Source organism: Leisingera sp. S232 (assembly GCF_049800895.1).
In the GTDB taxonomy this organism is placed as follows: domain Bacteria; phylum Pseudomonadota; class Alphaproteobacteria; order Rhodobacterales; family Rhodobacteraceae; genus Leisingera.
Genome location: NZ_JBNAFX010000008.1, coordinates 1 through 16,545, shown reverse-complemented (window position 1 = coordinate 16,545; position 16,545 = coordinate 1). Strand labels below are relative to the sequence as shown.

The window sequence follows — 16,545 nt, the reverse complement described above, 5'->3', positions numbered from 1 at the left end:
GTGGTTCTGTTACCGCGCCAGCGCCTTGGCGAGCCGCGGCAGGCGGGCTTTCTTCAGCAGAGGGCGGATGTCCCAAATGCCGCCTGAAAGCCGATTCGCCTCGGCCAGCACCCTGGCGCCAAGTGCCTCCATACCAGCGCTGTCCTGCAGCCAGAACCCATAGAGCAGCTCATCCGGGCCCAGGCGCTCCAGCCCTTCTTCCGCCAGGGTGTGGCGGGGAAAGTCCTTGTTGTTCAGCGTCACGATCGCGTCGGCATGACTCGCGATGGCGGCAGCCAGAACATGCACGTCGGCGCTGTCAGGCAGCCAAAGGCGCGCCGCTATGCCAGGTGCTGGGGCGGTTTCCGCCTTGGGCCAATGGGCGCGGAGCAATGCCGTTTCTGCTGCTGCCTGTGCGGCACCTTCCGGGCCGAGTTTCAGCGCTGCGCGTTCCCATTCCTCCAGAATGCGGGCGGACCACAGGGGGGTGAAATGCCCCAGCCGTGCTGCCCCCAGCAGCATTTCCCGCATCACCGTCGGATAGAGAACACATGTGTCCAGGAGCAGCTTCACCGCGCGTCAGTCCAGCCGGAAGAACACGGCTTTCAGATAGCCGCTTTCGGCCAGCTGCGGCAGCTGCGGATGGTCAGGGCCTGCGTATCCGGTGTGAATAAGGGCAGCTCGGCGCCCGCCCTTGCCGATACCGCGGGCCGAAGCATTGCGGAACCTGGAAAGATCCGCGGCGTGAGAGCAGGAGCAGAGGCCGAGATAGCCGCCGGGCTTGACCAGCGGGGCTGCCAGTTTGGCAATGCGTTCATAGGCGCGCAGTCCTGCCTCCAGGGCCTGTTTGGAGGGCGCAAAAGCAGGCGGGTCGCAGATCACCACATCGAACGTCTCCCCTTCTGCTGCCAGAGCAGCCAGCACATCAAAGGCGTCGCCCTGGCGGGCGGTGAACCTGTCCTGATGGCCGTGGGACGCGGCGCCCTGAGACGCCAGCTCCAGCGCGGCGGCTGAGCCGTCAACGCAGGTGGCATGCCCTGCCCCGCCCGCCAGCATCGCCAGGCCAAAGCCGCCGACATGGGAGAACACATCCAGCACCTTGGCGCCGGGTGCCGTGAGGCGGGCGGCAAAAGCGTGGTTTTCGCGCTGATCAAAGAACAGTCCGGTTTTCTGGCCACCGGTGAGATCCGCCATATAGGTGGCACCGTTCATCTGAACCGGAAGCGGCGCTGTGGGCGCTTGGCCCAGCAGGGGCAGGCTGATGTCATCCAGGCCTTCCAGCCCGCGGGTGCGGCCGGAAGCATTTTTCAGGATCACTTCCGCGCCGGTGACCTCTGCCAGAGCAGCAGTCAGCATGTCCAGATGGGTCTCAGCCCAGGCAGCATTCGGCTGTACTGCGCAGACCGTGCCGAAGCGGTCGATTACCACACCGGGCAGACCGTCGGATTCCGCATGCACCAGCCGGTAGAAAGGCGCATCATAAAGCCGTTCACGCATTTCCAGCGCGCGGGACAGGCGGGCGGCGAACCAAGCCTGGTCAATCACCGCCTCCGGGTCGCGGTCCAGCATCCGGGCAATGATCTTGCTTTCAGGATTGACCGAAACCAACCCCAGCGGCGTGTGCGCCTCATCCTCCAGCACCGCAAGGGTTCCAGGCGCCAGATTGCGGGTGCGGCGGTCGGTGACCAGTTCATTGGCATAAACCCAGGGAAACCCGTGCCGGATGGCGCGGGCGTTCGACTTGGGCTTCATTTTCACGCGGGGGCGCCGGAGCGCGTCAGGAGAGGCTGTCATGCGGCTCTCTTAGCCTTAAGAACCGCGCAGGGAAAGAGGCCCCCGCAGTTCCCCCTTGAGGGCGGGCGGCGCCACGGAAGTCGACCATGCGCCGAACGCCGCATTCCCGGCGGCATAGAAACCCGTGGTCTCATATCAGCTGGAGGCACCTATGACTGCAGTCGCAAAGCGGCGCCCCGGCACCGCCCTGCATGTCTGTCACCGCTCGCGTGAACGCCAGCCGCCACGGCGGCGGGGTTTTTCAGCGCCTTGCAGCCCGTCGCCCAGCACCACGGTCATCGGATGGTCCGGGTTTGCAGCACCGTAAAGGTCCAGCAATGCCTGGATGTCAGCGCGGCTGTCGCGGGCCGCATCCATTCCCAAGGCCCAGTCAAAGAAAATGCTGCGACATTGGGCATCTGTGATGCCTTCGATCCGGTAGGATTCGTAGATCAGACCGCGCGGGTCCTGTTCAGTGCTGCCCGTCTTCATCCGCTGCTTCCCTTTCCAAGGTTTCGCCAATCAACGCAGCACAGCGGCTGTAACGGGCCTGCAGCTCCTGCTCCAGCGCCTCCAGCGTGTCAAAGCCGGTGGCACGGCAGAGGAACCGCGCCCCGACCTCGCCCAGGGTTTCAGCCTCGATGGCCTTGCCCGAGAGCAGCCGGGCCGCGCATTGCACGGACCAGAATAAACGGTAACCAGCGGCAAGATATTCCGCATCCGCGTCATTTAGCCATCCGGCAGCGACAGCGCCGCGCAGACCGGAAGGAACATCGCGGGCAACCGACGGTGAGGTCAGTGTTCCCGCCTGTGACATCAGCTCGATATCCATCATCCGGCCCGCACCGTTCTTGGCATCCCACACGCCCGTCGGCGACTTGGCTGCGGCCAGACGGCTGCGCATCTGCGCAACCTCCGTCAGAACCTTTGCCCGGTCCCGGGGCTGGCTGAGAAACCGGGCGCGAAATCCTTCGATCTCGGTGGCCAGACCGCTGTCACCCGCAATGACGCGGGCGCGGGTGAGCGCCAGATGCTCCCAGGTCCAGGCTTCATTTTCCTGGTAGTGGGTGAACCCCGGCAGGCTGACCGCAACCGGCCCCTGGGTACCGGAGGGACGCAGGCGCATGTCGACCTCATACAGGCGACCCTGCGCCATAGGCGCCGACAGCGCGGTGACAAAGGCCTGCGTGAGGCGTGCGAAATAGGGCCGCGTTGCAAGCGGACGCTTGCCCTCCGACATCTCCGCTCCGGCCGAGTCGTAGATCACGATCAGGTCGAGGTCGGACTGCGAATTGATTTGCCCGGCCCCCATTGAGCCCATCGCCAGTACAGCCGCACCGCGGCCTGGCGGAGGACCGTGTTTCCTTGAGAAATGCGCCACCACCTCAGGCGAGATCCCAGCGATAACCACCTCTGCCAGCTCAGCATATTGGCTGCCGGCCTGATGGCCGCCGATCAGCCCGCGCAAATGATGCACGCCGATGCGGAAATGCCATTCCTTGCACCAGCGGCGGGTGGCATCAAGCCGAGCCTCATAGTCGTTCTCCAGTTTCAGCCGCGCCTTCAGCTCTGCCCGCAGCTTGGCCTGCCCGGGCCAGGGATCAAAGAAAGAGCCACCGATCACCGCATCAAACACACCCGAATTGCGCGACAAAAACGCGGCCAGATCGCGAGAAGTGCCGGCCACATCGATCAGAAGATCAATGAGCTGCGGGTTTGCACCGAACAGCGAAAACAGCTGCACGCCCGCAGGCAGCCCGGCCAGGAAACCGTCCAGCGCAAGCAAGGTTTCCGCCGGTTTGGCAGTCTTGGCAACGCGCGACAACAGCTCTGGCTTCAGCCCCTCGAAGATATGCGCCCCGCGTGACGAACGCAGTGCCGGATAGGTTGGCCAGCGGGCGATGATGGCGCCGTCCAGCTCTGCCGTATCTTCTGCCAGCGCCGCGGGCGGCGGTGCCGCACCGGGAGAGAAGAACCCCTCTGTCAGCTCGTGGACCTGTTCAAGCCGGGTCCTGATTTCCGCCTGCAGCTCAGCCGGATCCCGGTCCATCAGACAGGCGATGCGGGCGATCCCGTCTTCGGATTTCGGCACCCGGTGAGTCTGGGCGTCATGCACCATCTGGATACGGTGTTCGACCTCGCGGTGGGCGCGGTAATGGGCTGTAAGAGTTTCCGCTACGTCCTGCGGCACCCAGCCCTTGGCCGCCAGCGCCGCCAGCCCTTCGACGGTGCCGCGCAGACGCAGGCCTTCATCGCGCCCGCCCGCAATCAGCTGCCGCGTCTGGGTGAAGAATTCAATCTCGCGGATGCCGCCGCGGCCCAGTTTCATGTCGTGGCCCGGCACGTTCAGAGCGCCGCCGGTCCCTTTGTTTTCGCGGATCCGCAGACGGATGTCATGGGCGTCCTGAATCGCCGCGAAATCCAGATGCCGACGCCAGACAAAGGGCCGCAGAGTGTTCAGGAACCGCTCGCCTGCCGCAAGATCCCCGGCGCAGGCGCGCGCCTTGATATAGGCGGCGCGCTCCCAGGTGCGCCCCAGGCTTTCGTAATAGCGCTCTGCAGCCTCCGTCGCCAGACAGACAGGTGTGACTGCCGGATCCGGGCGCAGCCGCAGGTCGGTGCGGAACACATACCCATCGCCGGTCCGGTCGCTGAGGGTGGCGCACATGTTCTTGGTTGCGCGCACCATGCCCTGGCGTGCCTCATAGAAATCATCCGGATCGAAGCGGGTTTCGTCAAACAGGCAAATCAAATCGATGTCGGAGCTGTAGTTCAGCTCATGCGCGCCCATCTTGCCCATCGCCAGAATGGTAAGCCCGCCCGCAGTCGCGACGTCGTCTTCCGTGAGGCCCGGCAGTTTCTTGCGCCGGATCAGATTGGCGATCTCCGCCTTGATGGCCACATCCGCGCATAACGCTCCGAAGTCGGTGAGCGCGGCGGTCACCTGCTCCAGGCTCCAGCCACCTGAGAGATCACACAGCGCCGTCAGCAGTGCCAGTCGCCGTTTGGCCTGGCGCAGGCCCGGTTTCAGGGCCGCTGCTTCCAATGCGCGGCACTCCGCAAAGACCTGCTCTACAGCGGCCTGAGGATTGTGCAGCGCCTCTGGCAGCCAGTCTGCCTCGCGCGCCGTCAGCTCCTTCAAATAGGGACTGGAGCCGCAAGCCCCCGCCACCAGTTCGGCAAGATCACCGGACAGAGACGGCACCAGCGACCGCGCCTCGGCGCCAAGCAGTGGGTCAAAGGGGCGGGGAATGCGGGACATTGTCAAACCAGTCGTCATGACCTGAAGACTGAGCTGCAGGCCGGGGCGCGTCAATGGCCGAATTGCCGCGCTGCCGCATAGGTTTACTTTGGGTCAGGAAAACCCGAATAGGTGACGGTCAACAGTTAAGATATTACTAACGATACGGTTATGCTCCCGTTGCGAATCCATTTCGAAGTAGAGAGTGTTTTTGTTTCCGGCGGCTGTCCGGATTGGCTTGTGTTTTCAAACAGGTTCAGGCGGCGGCAGTTTCAGCACTGCCTCTCAGGCAGTCGCGCAGCCGGAGCATAACCGCGCATCTTCCCGGCATTCAGACAAACCGCCGCAATTTGCGTGTTTGGAGACAGTTGATTGTGCCGTGGGCACAAGACCCCGGGGGGCGCCAAACCAAAAGTTCCTCAGGACGATTTAAGGTTGGAAACCGCCCCCCCCCAAGAACCTGAAAAACTCGCCATACCCGCCCCCCTGCTCAGCGCGAGAGGACAAGTTGGCTGCTGCCCGCGCCCGCAGGGTCCGATTAGGGTAATCACCCCATGTCCCGCTTCTGCGCCTCTGGTTAACGTTACGGCAAGAGATCGGCAATTTTGGCAACCTACGGACATATCATGGGCCAGGCAGTTTATTCTTCCGGAACCGATAGAAACATTGGTCAGGGAACATACAATTTCTACTTCAACCCAACCGGAGACACCCTCTTTGCGACGGTGACCAATGTCGCCTACAAATTCAAGATTGACTACAATGGCGGGGCCAAGGTCGATCTGGGCAAGGTGGATATCTATTTGTACTCGCCAAATGGCGAACGACATACGATCTATTACAATTTCGATCATTTCGGGAATGATACGGACGCGGGCAAAGACAGCGACAGCGCCTATGATCATGACATCTACTATGACGGCAGCGGCGGCGAGAGCACCTTCTCTCGGGGTTTTGATGGCAATCAGGTGAACGGCAACTGGCGTCTGAGGGTCGACAACGACACCGGCAAAACGCTGACAATGTATTACGTCGACACCCGGGTCGATTTCCTGACAGCGCCGGATATGATCGTCGAGGACATCGAAATCACCGGTGACCGGGCGCTGGGGGAAAAGGTCAGGATCGAAGCCACGCTCAAGAACATCGGCGAGTCCGACTATTTCGGGATCGGCAAGAATTTTGACGTCGAATATCTGGTCAACGGCAAGGTTGTCGGCACGGACTCGGTGACATACGGGCTGAATGCGGGGCAATCCAACAAGGAAAGCCTTACCTACACGGTTGAAACCGCAGGCCAGCAGAACGTCGAGGTCCGCGTCAGCGGCATCAGCGGCGAAGGCGTGACCAGCAACAATTCAAAACCCGCCGGCTTCTTTGCTGCAGCCCCCGATCTGGTGGTTCAGGACATTCAGGTCTTTGGCGAGCTTAAGACCGGGGAAGAGATCAAATTGAAGGCGACGCTGGCCAATATCGGCGGCGCCGATTACGGCGGGCTGCTCGCGGGCGGGTTCGAGCTGGAATATTTTGTTGAAACGACCAGTGGCGGCGACCGTTATATCGGCAAGGACAGCGTCAGTTTTGGACTGACCGCCGGGCAAACCAACACCGAGACCATCAGATACACGCTGCAAAGCGGAGATACCGGGACCTTCAAGGTCAAGATCGTCGATACCGCCAATGAATCCGACACCACCAACAACACCCGCACCGAGCTGGTCGGCGAAATGCATGACGAAAAGCAGTCGGTGGCGGAGTCGCTGGAGCATGTGGAGTTGGGCACTCTTTTTGCCCGGTCGGTCTATGGCGAACGCAACATCGGCTCTGACTACCGCGGATCCGCCGACAATGGTTTGGGCGACCGTTACGACAATTACTTTGACACGCTGGGCTGGCAGGTTCTGACCGACACCGAGCTGGGCAACCATTTCGTGCCCAATGAGGACGCGCGGTTCAATGGCGGCGGGCTGTTCGAAGGCAAGGCGGAGGCTTTGGTGCCCGGTTGGGATGCGCAATCGCTGCTGGCGCTGGGTGAAACCGCAGACGGCAGCAAAACTCTGGTGCTGACCTTCCGGGGCACCGACGGCAGTTTCGCCGCCTTTGCAAACGGCCAGGCGTTTTCCGGCGACGGGCTGTTTCACCATTACAACGCCCATAAACCTCTGGTCGAGGCGGCGCTCGCCTACGCCAATGACCCGGCCAATGGCATCGATAAGCTGATCGTCTCGGGTCACAGCCTGGGCGGGTCCATGGCCGACATCTTTGCCGCGATCGACGCGCAGCGCCTGGACGAGGCTGTCGAGCTGACAGTGGTCTCTTTGGCCCCGGCCGGGATCGACAAGACGCTATACTCCCACACAGAGGCCTTCGACGGGTTCGAAAACCAGCATGATCCGAATGTCGTAGATGTGGAAGGCGGGTCGGTCGATCTGATTGAGCCGTCATATTACATCGGCCTGTCGCACAATATGGACGCGGTGACCTTTGCCGAAACGGTCGATCTGGACAGCATTGATGGCTATGTGGGCAACAACATCCTGCGCAACAACAAGAACTTTGATGACGCGATCACTTCGCTGTTCATGCCCAATCTGGACAATTCCGAAACGGATTCCGGTGGTTTCTGGTTCCCCAAGGGCTTTGGCGCGCATCACAACATCGGCGTTTACTGGGCCAATATCTCAGCGCTCGCCACCGATACGCTGGCGAAACGTTATGACAACAGCCAGAAGATCAGCTTTGGCCTAACCGATTACAGCCAGGTGAAAGACATTGATGGCAATGCGCTGCCCGTCTTCCCGGCGTTCACCGGCAGCGACATGTCAGCCTATGACAATGACGCCGGGGCAAACACCCTGCGGGGCGGAGCCACTGCGGATTACATTCTGGGCCTCTCTGGAGATGACAACATCCTGGGCGGCCTGGGCGATGACCTGCTGTCCGGCGGTGACGGCAGGGACGCGGTTTCCGGCGGCAGCGGCCAGGATGCTCTTTCGGGCGGCAAAAATGCGGACAGGCTGACGGGCAATGGCGGCAACGACCAGTTGTTTGGCGACGCCGGGCGCGATAATTTGCGGGGCGGCAACGGCCAGGACCAGCTGACTGGCGGGTCGGGGAATGACAAACTGCGCGGAGGCGCTGGCGCTGACCAGCTCATCGGCGGCAAGGGCAAGGACACAATGACCGGCGGCGGCGGCAACGACCACTTTATCTTTAAATCCGTTCCGGAAATCCGCGCCGATAAAATCCGCGATTTCAAGACCGGCGACAAAGTGGATCTCTCCCGCATCGACGCCTCGGGCACGGATGCCGGCAATCAGGCCTTCAGCTTTGTCGGTGATACAGACTTCAGCGGCACCGCGGGTGAGCTGCGGTACGAAACGCTCAGCGACCGGCTGCTGCTGCAGGGCGATGTGGACGGCGACGAGCTGGCGGATTTCTCGATCACCATGATGGGGCTGACCGATCTGCAGGCCAGTGACCTGATCCTTTGAGAGGTCGCGCAGCGGGCTGGCTATCAGCCGCAAACAGGCTAAGCTGTCACGGAATGATTGTTGAAATTTGGCTCTTCCTGTTCAGACTGACCTGTGCACTGCTCCTGGTGAGCGGTGCCGCATTCAGCGGGCTGGCGGGCTCAGCCCAATCTGCCGCAGCCTGCCCGCCTGTGGCTCTGTCACAGGCTCCGGATCAGCGGCTGGACCTTGCGCCCTATGCCTGCACCTTTGTTGACACCGGCGGCACCCTGAATTTGGACGCCCTCGCCGCGCCAGAGCGGGCGCAGGCGTTTCGGCCTGTGCACGGCGCGCTGGTCGACTTCGGCTTTGGCGACGGGTTGGCCCGGTACTGGGTTCGCCTGCGGCTGGAAAACCCGGGGACCACCGAGGGTATCTGGTGGCTGACCCACGACATTCCGGTCGCGCAGGGCATTGATGTCTACTTGCTGCCCGATGAAGGGGACACCAGACGGCTTCTTTCTCTCACCGCCGCCGACCCGTTTGATGCGCGCCCGATCGCACACCGCCATCTGGTGTCGGAGATCGCACTCGACGCGGGGCATGGGGCCAATGTGTTCATCACCTATCACACTGACCAAGCCACTGAGATGCCGCTGTTTATCGAAACCGTCCCCGGTTTCCTGAAACGCGCCCAGGGCGAGGCCGGGCAAATCCTGGCTCTGACCGCGCTGATCTTTGGCATGGGGCTGATCTCGACCGTCTACCTCTACAGTCTCGACGGGCAACGTGCCTTTGCCTATGGCGGCTACATGCTCTGCAGCGTTGTGTTTCTGGTGCATATGGACGGCTTTGCCTTCCAGTTTCTCTGGCCAGGGTTGCCGGGTTTCAATCAGGTGGCCCTGGCGATCCTGTCGGCACTGTCGGTGGCTTTGGGCATCAATTTCATCGCCCAGATCACCGACGCCCGGCAGCACGCCCGGCGGATGCATCAGCTTGCCATTGTGACCATGGCCCTGCTGCTGGCCACGATCATCCTCGCGGTTCCACTGATTTCAACCCTGATCTACAAAAACACGACGCTGCTGATCGTGGGCTTTGCAACCTTGTTGCAGGTGGCCCTGGCGCTGTCCGCCGTGCGCCGAAAGATGCCGGGCGCAATCTTTCTGGTGATCGGGTTCGGCGCGCTGGCGCTGTCCTTTCTTTTCGGCATCTTCGGCTATTTCAGTGAAGGCCTGTTTGCGCAGGAACTGGTCGGCATCGCGCTGCGCACCGGCTTTCTGGCCGAGGCTCTCGCCTTTTCCACCGCCATCGCCCTGCGCATCACTGCCGCCCGGCGCGAACGCGACCGCTATCTGCGCGAACAGCTGCGCCTGTCCGAGGAACGCCTGCACCTGAGCGAGGCCCTGCGCCGCGCCGAGGACGACCGCCAGCGCACTGCCGCCGCCATGCAACGCAGTCACGACGCGCTGGAAACCACGGCCCATGACATCCGCCAGCCGCTGGTGGTGCTGCGTATGGCGCTGGCCGGGAAAGAGGATCAACACCCCGGCCTGCGCGACAGTCTGAATTACCTTGATGACATTCTGCGCACGGGGCTTGAAGTTTCCGCCCGCCCCCTCGGCAGCGGCGACAATGATCCGCCCCAGGCCGGCGCGCAGGAACACTTCAGCCTCGACATCATCCTGCAGAACCTCCAAGCCATGTTCGCAACCGAGGCCACCCGTCAGAAGATCGCATTGCGCGTGGTGCCATCGGGCACATATATTCACGCCGACCCGCTCTCGGTGATGCGCAGCCTCGGCAATCTGGTGTCCAACGCCCTGCAGCATTCCGGCGCGCAGCACATCCTGGTGGGGTGTCGCCGCAACGGCCAGACCATCGCGGTCGAGGTACACGATGATGGCTCAGGCATGAGCCGCACGGACCGCGCCCGCGTTTTGGAACGTGGCGTCAGGGGACAGCAATCCGCAGGCTCGGGCCTTGGGCTGGCCATCGTGGCAGAGCTTGCCGAGCAAAATGGCGCTGTCTTTGATCTGCAATCCCACCCCGGCCGGGGCACCATCGCCCGACTCAGTTTCCCGCGCGCCCAGCAGGCCAGTACCGGCTCTGACCGCCTACATAGGGAGATCCCATGACCGCCCCAACTGCAGTTATCGCAGATGATCACGCCATGATCCGCCAGGGCATCGCCCAGATCCTGACCTCAGCCGGGGTGCAGGTGGCAGCCGAGGCGACCAACGGGCTCGAAGCTATCGCACTTGTGCGCAGCCATCAGCCCACATTGCTGACACTGGACATCGCCATGCCCTATTCGCGCGGGATTGAGGTGTTCGGAGAGGTCCGCCGCTGGTCGCCCGACACCCGTATTATCGTGTTCTCCGGCATGACATCCGAGGGGCTGCTTTCCGAACTGGCAACGGCCGGTGCCGACGCGATCTTTCTCAAACGTGAGGAAATCAGCGCCTTTACCGCCGCCATTCCCGAAATCCTGGCCGGGCGCAGCCTGCTGGGTCCCGGGGTCGCTGAAATCCTAGCTGCGGCCGCCGGGCGCGAACAGCTGACCGCGCGGGAGAAGCAGATTCTAAGCTTGATTGCCCAGGGTCTCAGCAACCGTGAAATCGCAGAACGGCTGGGGGTCAGCGCCAAGACCGTGGACAATCACCGCACCAATCTGATGCGCAAGGTCCAGGCTCATTCGGTCGCCGAACTGATCGCCTATGCCCTGCGCGAAGGGCTGATGGAGGCCAATCTTGAAACTTGATCACCTCAGTGGGCTGCAACCTGCTGACGACTGACGACTGACGACTGACGCTGCCACATAATTTCAGATGAAAGCCCCCGCCTGCGGCCTTGGGCCGAAATCACTGCCGCTGCACCGCCAGTATGTTTCCGCGCAGGCCTGTGGACAATCGGCGAGACTGAAAACGCTGGACCCAACACAGGCTGTTGCGTTTGAAAAAGAGAACGCAAGCCAGGACGCGCCGCTGATCCATACAGGGCTTGCGGTGCGGTTTGGGAAGTCCGGTTTTGAGGCGAACCATCTTCCCATCTGCCAGCTGGAAGTTACCATTCATATCACCGCTCGTTTCTGCGGCCGTCAAACATGCGACTTGGTGGAGGTCAATTGGCCCTGAGCCGAACCATGGCTCCGCAGGAAAAGATGCGGCACCAGATTTTGTGACAGTTTCTTGCACCGCTTGGTATTTTACCCCGCCAAGTCAACTTTCTAGCTTGGAGCCGGGTGGAAAATTACGTTAAGGTTTCCAGGTTACCCGGCCGTGGCCGCCGGGTATCGGCACTGTCCCTCTTTGTTCCCGATGATAGCGGGTTCTTTGGATCGCGTGAATTTGACACCGCATGCACTTTGGCGAGGCCCGAATGGCGACGATTACCTTTTTTGAACCGTTTGAAATTGGCACCGAAATCGAGGCGCAGTTTGATGTTACCAGTCAAAGCATCCGTTTTGCTGGCCCAAACGGGTTCTTTGCGGAGTATACCGCTGCACCAGGTTCCAGCTTCAGGCTGGTAACCAGCCATGATGGCGCGTTCTCAGTGGCCGGAGTGATTGAATCCTACCGGCAGTTTAAGCCATTCAGCGGGACGGAACTGACCTTCGCTGTGACCGGGTTGTCTCTGGATGCAGGCTCTGTGGTTGCAGACTCGGACATCACTGGGGACATGTTTCTGGATCTCTTTTACGGCGGCGCAGACATTTTTTATGGATCAAGCCTGGACGATACGATCCGCGGTCTTTCCGGAGCAGACTTGATCCAAGGCAGCAGCGGCTTCGATCTGCTGCATGGAAACGAGGGACAGGATACGCTGCGCGGCGGTGCGGGCGAAGACAGTCTGTTTGGCGGTCGGGGGTCGGATGTTCTGCGCGGCGGGGCCGACAGCGATACATTGGACGGCGGCCGCGGCAGCGATCTTCTTGACGGTGGCAATGGAGATGACCTGCTGATCGGCGGCGAGGGCAATGATACTTATTATGTCAACTCAGACGGCGATGCGGTGACAGAGGAAACAGGCGGCGGGCACGATCTGGTTTATAGCAGGCTGGAGAGCTACCGCCTTGCTGACAACACCGAAGATCTGAGATTGCTGTCCAGCAGCGGCCTGCCCAGAGAACGCACCGGAACAGGAAACCAGCTGGACAATACAATTTTCGGTGCATCGCAGGCCGACAACAATTTGTCAGGCGGAGCTGGCGCCGATTTCCTGCACGGCAGGTCCGGCAGTGACACAGTGTTCGGAAACGCCGGTTCAGATTGGCTGGGTGGACGAGGAGGCCATGACGAACTGTCCGGTGGCCGTGGAGCCGACACGCTAAACGGCGGCAGTGGGGCCGATACGCTGAAGGGCGGCGCTGGCAGCGATGTGCTGTCCGGGGCTGCAGGGCGTGACGAGTTATCCGGCGGCAGAGGGGCAGACACGCTGAACGGCGGCAATGGGACCGATACGCTGGACGGCGGTACTGGCAACGACGTTCTGTCCGGGGGTGCAGGGAGTGACGAACTGTCCGGCAATGCCGGTGCAGACATGCTGAGCGGTGGGGGCGGGAATGATGTTCTGCGTGGAGGAGCCGGTGCCGATACGCTTGAGGGCGAACGCGGCAACGACGTGCTCGCAGGCAATGACGGCAACGATGTGCTGAGAGGCAACGAAGGCGCAGATTCCCTTGATGGCAATGCCGGTGCGGACATGCTGAACGGCGGTGACGGCGACGACACGCTCACCGGCGGGTTGGGAAGCGATGTAATTGAGGGTGGAAATGGGAACGACCTGATTGTTGCCATATCTGCCAGTGCTGGTGCTGGCGATATCATCGCTGGCGGCGGCGGACCCACCGAGGAGACCGACACGGATGTGCTGGACCTGCGCGGTGCAGGGGCCATTGCAGTAGCATCAGAGGACGACCTGGAAGATGCCGGAGGGCAGCGGGGCACCGTGACCTTTGAAGATGGATCAACCCTTGAGTTTCAAGGAATTGAGACCATCCTCGCGGATGAGCTGCTCGTTACGCCAGAAGTTACAGGCGAAACCGCTGAAGTGGACGAAGACAGTTCTGTCACGCTGGATGTTCTGGCCAATGACAGCGATCCGAATGGCGACCCGCTTGAGGTCGTGGCGGTGTCTGCTTCCACCGGGGATGTCAGCATCAACCCGGATGGCACACTGACCTATGCTCCGCCGCCGGACTTCAATGGCGATGTGACGATTTCCTACACCGTATCCGATGACGCAGGAAACACCGCAAATGGTCTTGTAATGGTGGCGGTCCTTCCGGTTGCGGATGCGCCTGTGGCCGAAGATGACAATGCAAACACCGACGAAAATACCGCCGTTACGGTGTCGGTTCTGGACAATGACAGCGATGCCGATGGCGATGCACTGATAGTGCAGTCGGCTTTTGCTGAAAATGGGGATGTTGCGATTAACTCTGGCGGCACAATTACCTATACGCCAGCCAACGGTTTTTTTGGCAATGATACCATTTTCTATACAGTTACAGACCCCTCTGGGCTTACCGCATCAGCCCAGGTCGCGGTGAGGGTGGATGAGGACGTGGTGATAACACCCACTGAGTTTGAGCCCATGAGGCCTGGCGCTGTCTCGCCGGACGGCACTGTAGATGGCGAGAACACCGGTGAAACCATGGGCGTCGGCTATAACGACAGCTCCGGGGCGAATAATGGCGGTGGCGATGAGATTACTGATGGCGCCGACAACATCCAGGGCAATGAAGGCGATGACATAATCAATGGCGGCGGCGGTGCCGACACTCTGACGGGCGGATTGGGGTCAGATACCCTGACTGGCGGGGCTGAGGCAGATGAATTTGTTTTCAACAGCTTTTCGCAAAGCCGTTCCGGTGACACAAACCGCGATGTCATAACAGATTTTGACGACGCGCTGGATCAAATTGATATCAGTTCAATCGCTGTAGAGGACGCCCATATCGTGCTGTCCCTTGATGAGGGCAACTTTGACATCACTGCGCAAAATGCGGATTTACCGCCTGACATTATTATCTTTCTGGATGAGCACGCGGACGGCGTGTTGCTTACGGCCGAGAATGTCAGCGAGGATCCGGTCAGAGCGTTGCTGGATGCTGACTTTGAAGTGTTGCTGCTGGGAGGACACGCTTTGACCTCTGGCAATTTCACCGATATTGGCGGCGATGCTATGGGCATATGACAAACAATCGGAAACGACCAAGCGGCAATGTCACGCCAGCCTTTGCTTCACGCAAGGCGGCAAAATTACAAAATGAAACGCGCGGCGGAAAGGGCTCCCAATGAACGACAATGCAAGCACGGCGTGTTTGTCCTGCGTGATTTCCGCGGCGCTTTTGCTGCTTCCGGCGCAGGCGTCAGCCGCAGCGTTGCCTTCGACCGGAATGCCCGGGGGGATGATCTTTGGGTATGTGCACCAGGCGCAAGTGCGTGGTGAGCCAGCGGCCTCGGCCTTCGGCAACGATCCAGTCGGCGGAGGCGGCACAGCAGATAGCCAGCATGCCGCAAACGCCGCTTCGTCCGGCCCGGCATCCGTTAGCACAGCTTTCACCAACAGCATCGTCACACAGATAGGTGTCGCCTCTGCCGCCTGCGAGGCCGTTGGGACGGCTTACCGGACCGACTGTCTGGCCAAAGAGCTGCAGGAACTGGTGAAAGAGCTGCCGGCCCATGGCGAGTATGCGGCTGCCCGCGAGGTGCTTGCCAAGGCTTCATCCGAGCTGGCAGACCTGTCTCGCCAGAACCGTGACAATTCGCAACCACGGCTGCGGGTGACCGTGCAGGACGACAAAAAAACAATCCGCCGCCCGGTGGCAGCCGTAAAACCGGAAACAGCCGCGGCAACCAACGCTAAGGCGCTGGCCGTTCTCGATGAGGCAACAACCGTGTTGCTGCGCTCCGCAGAGGGTTCCAGCAATGCTGCGCTTCACTATCAACAAATCGCCCAGGCGCTGAATTCCAGCAAGGTACTGCTGCGCTCGTAACAGCTGTTGCAGAGCCTCATAAAGCCGCCGCTGGCAAGCTGGGAGGCCCCAGAACTGCATTCTGGTTCTTATGGCGAACCTAGGTGTTCAGTCCCGGCATCTGGTGGATCGGATCGATGATGAAACGATCTGGCTCTGAAGTCCAGATTTTGCAGATGTATTCGTAGGGCGTGAGGCCGCTGAGAGTTTTGAGTCTGCGGGCAAAGTTGTAGGCAGCCATGAAGTCGCCGAGATGTGTTCGTAACTGATCGTGGCTTTCGTAGTGGTATCGCTTCACTGTCGCCTCTTTGATCGTGCGGTTCATCCGCTCGACTTGGCCATTGGTCCACGGATGGTTCGGTTTGGTCAGGCGATGCTCGATCCCGTTGGCCTCACAGATCATGTCGAAGCGCATCTGCCGGGAGTATACTCTGTTCCGGTTTCGTGGCTGTTCGGCGAACTGGATACCGTTATCGGTCAGGATCGTATGGATGCGATAAGGGACCGCCTTGAGCAAATGTTCGAGGAATTCCCAGGCGGTCTTGCGATCTGCCTTGTCGACGAGGTGGGTGACTGCAAACTTGCTGGTCCGGTCAATGCCAACGAAAAGATACAGCTTGCCCTCCGCAGTCTGCACCTCGGCAATATCGATATGAAAAAAGCCGATGGGGTAGCGCTTGAACCTCTGCCGCTTAGGCTTGTCGCCCCCGACATCCGGCAAGCGCGAGATGCCATGCCGCTGAAGGCACCGATGCAGCGCTGACCGCGTCAGATGCGGGATCGAGGGCTGGAGCGCATAGAGGCAATCATCCAACGGCAGTAGCGTATGCCGCCGAAATGCGACGATCATGGCCTCCTCGGCTTGACTGAGAATGGTTGAGCGAGGCTCTTTCGGCCCTGTTTTGCGATCCTCAACGGTCTCGCGCTTTCGCCACTTGGCAACAGTCTTCGGGTTGATCCCGAGTTCCTTGCTCAGCGCCGCGATCGAAGCTTGCGATCGCTGTATTGCTGCTCTGACAGCGTGCGTGGTCGTGGCGCTCCCGTGACGAACTTGTCCCATAGTGCTTCCTTCCATTCCAAAGAACAGATCGCACCATCAAACCATGGGATCAAACACC

11 protein-coding genes are annotated in these 16,545 nt (G+C 60.9%); 6 read left to right on the top strand and 5 right to left on the bottom strand.

Annotation, left to right across the window (positions count from 1 at the left end; genetic code table 11):
• Positions 1 to 9 precede the first annotated feature (9 nt).
• From ACP151_RS07710 to ACP151_RS07695, 4 genes are all read right to left on the bottom strand, one after another.
• The gene (locus ACP151_RS07710; protein WP_424978302.1) at positions 10 to 552 is read right to left on the bottom strand and encodes an RSP_2648 family PIN domain-containing protein; all 543 of its coding nucleotides are present in this window, start codon (positions 550 to 552) and stop codon (positions 10 to 12) included.
• A 6-nt stretch (positions 553 to 558) separates the two neighbouring features.
• Complete coding sequence (locus ACP151_RS07705; RefSeq protein ID WP_424978301.1) at positions 559 to 1,773, bottom strand: RSP_2647 family RNA methyltransferase; 1,215 nt, start codon at positions 1,771 to 1,773, stop codon at positions 559 to 561.
• A gap of 198 nt (positions 1,774 to 1,971) precedes the next feature.
• Positions 1,972 to 2,244, bottom strand: coding sequence for a hypothetical protein (locus tag ACP151_RS07700; protein ID WP_424978300.1), 273 nt, complete (start codon positions 2,242 to 2,244; stop codon positions 1,972 to 1,974).
• Positions 2,225 to 5,032 (bottom strand): glutamine-synthetase adenylyltransferase, encoded by a 2,808-nt coding sequence (locus ACP151_RS07695; RefSeq protein WP_424978298.1) that lies wholly within the window; start codon positions 5,030 to 5,032, stop codon positions 2,225 to 2,227. Before ACP151_RS07695 ends, ACP151_RS07700 begins: the two co-directional genes overlap by 20 nt.
• A gap of 587 nt (positions 5,033 to 5,619) precedes the next feature.
• Between ACP151_RS07695 and ACP151_RS07690 the strand changes: the two genes are divergently transcribed.
• The 6 genes from ACP151_RS07690 (at position 5,620) to ACP151_RS07665 (ending at position 15,448) form a co-directional block, all read left to right on the top strand.
• On the top strand, positions 5,620 to 8,487 hold the full coding sequence (locus ACP151_RS07690) for a CARDB domain-containing protein (protein WP_424978297.1): 2,868 nt from the start codon (positions 5,620 to 5,622) through the stop codon (positions 8,485 to 8,487).
• A gap of 170 nt (positions 8,488 to 8,657) precedes the next feature.
• Positions 8,658 to 10,583: a sensor histidine kinase gene (locus ACP151_RS07685; RefSeq protein ID WP_424978296.1), complete on the top strand. Its 1,926-nt coding sequence runs from the start codon at positions 8,658 to 8,660 to the stop codon at positions 10,581 to 10,583.
• Positions 10,580 to 11,209 (top strand): response regulator, encoded by a 630-nt coding sequence (locus ACP151_RS07680; protein ID WP_424978295.1) that lies wholly within the window; start codon positions 10,580 to 10,582, stop codon positions 11,207 to 11,209. The genes ACP151_RS07685 and ACP151_RS07680 overlap by 4 nt, the downstream gene beginning before the upstream one ends.
• Positions 11,210 to 11,276: 67 nt before the next feature.
• Entirely contained in the window at positions 11,277 to 11,582 is a 306-nt protein-coding gene (locus ACP151_RS07675; protein ID WP_424978294.1) for a hypothetical protein, read from the top strand.
• Positions 11,583 to 11,826: 244 nt separating this feature from the next.
• The gene (locus tag ACP151_RS07670; protein WP_424978293.1) at positions 11,827 to 14,646 is read left to right on the top strand and encodes an Ig-like domain-containing protein; all 2,820 of its coding nucleotides are present in this window, start codon (positions 11,827 to 11,829) and stop codon (positions 14,644 to 14,646) included.
• 100 nt (positions 14,647 to 14,746) lie between these two features.
• The gene (locus ACP151_RS07665) at positions 14,747 to 15,448 is read left to right on the top strand and encodes a hypothetical protein (RefSeq protein WP_424978292.1); all 702 of its coding nucleotides are present in this window, start codon (positions 14,747 to 14,749) and stop codon (positions 15,446 to 15,448) included.
• 79 nt (positions 15,449 to 15,527) lie between these two features.
• Here ACP151_RS07665 and ACP151_RS07660 read toward each other — a convergent pair whose 3' ends face one another.
• A complete protein-coding gene (locus tag ACP151_RS07660) occupies positions 15,528 to 16,487 on the bottom strand; it encodes an IS481 family transposase (protein WP_424978291.1) in 960 nt (319 codons plus the stop codon).
• Positions 16,488 to 16,545: the final 58 nt, after the last annotated feature.

Bases quoted from the DNA above. Each gene is read 5' to 3' on its own strand.
- ACP151_RS07690 (WP_424978297.1), top strand. From the start codon at position 5,620: ATGGGCCAGGCAGTTTATTCTTCCGGAACCGATAGAAACATTGGTCAG.
- ACP151_RS07695 (WP_424978298.1), bottom strand. From the start codon at position 5,032: ATGACGACTGGTTTGACAATGTCCCGCATTCCCCGCCCCTTTGACCCA.
- ACP151_RS07670 (WP_424978293.1), top strand. From the start codon at position 11,827: ATGGCGACGATTACCTTTTTTGAACCGTTTGAAATTGGCACCGAAATC.
- ACP151_RS07705 (WP_424978301.1), bottom strand. From the start codon at position 1,773: ATGACAGCCTCTCCTGACGCGCTCCGGCGCCCCCGCGTGAAAATGAAG.
- ACP151_RS07680 (WP_424978295.1), top strand. From the start codon at position 10,580: ATGACCGCCCCAACTGCAGTTATCGCAGATGATCACGCCATGATCCGC.
- ACP151_RS07700 (WP_424978300.1), bottom strand. From the start codon at position 2,244: ATGAAGACGGGCAGCACTGAACAGGACCCGCGCGGTCTGATCTACGAA.
- ACP151_RS07675 (WP_424978294.1), top strand. From the start codon at position 11,277: ATGAAAGCCCCCGCCTGCGGCCTTGGGCCGAAATCACTGCCGCTGCAC.
- ACP151_RS07665 (WP_424978292.1), top strand. From the start codon at position 14,747: ATGAACGACAATGCAAGCACGGCGTGTTTGTCCTGCGTGATTTCCGCG.
- ACP151_RS07660 (WP_424978291.1), bottom strand. From the start codon at position 16,487: ATGGGACAAGTTCGTCACGGGAGCGCCACGACCACGCACGCTGTCAGA.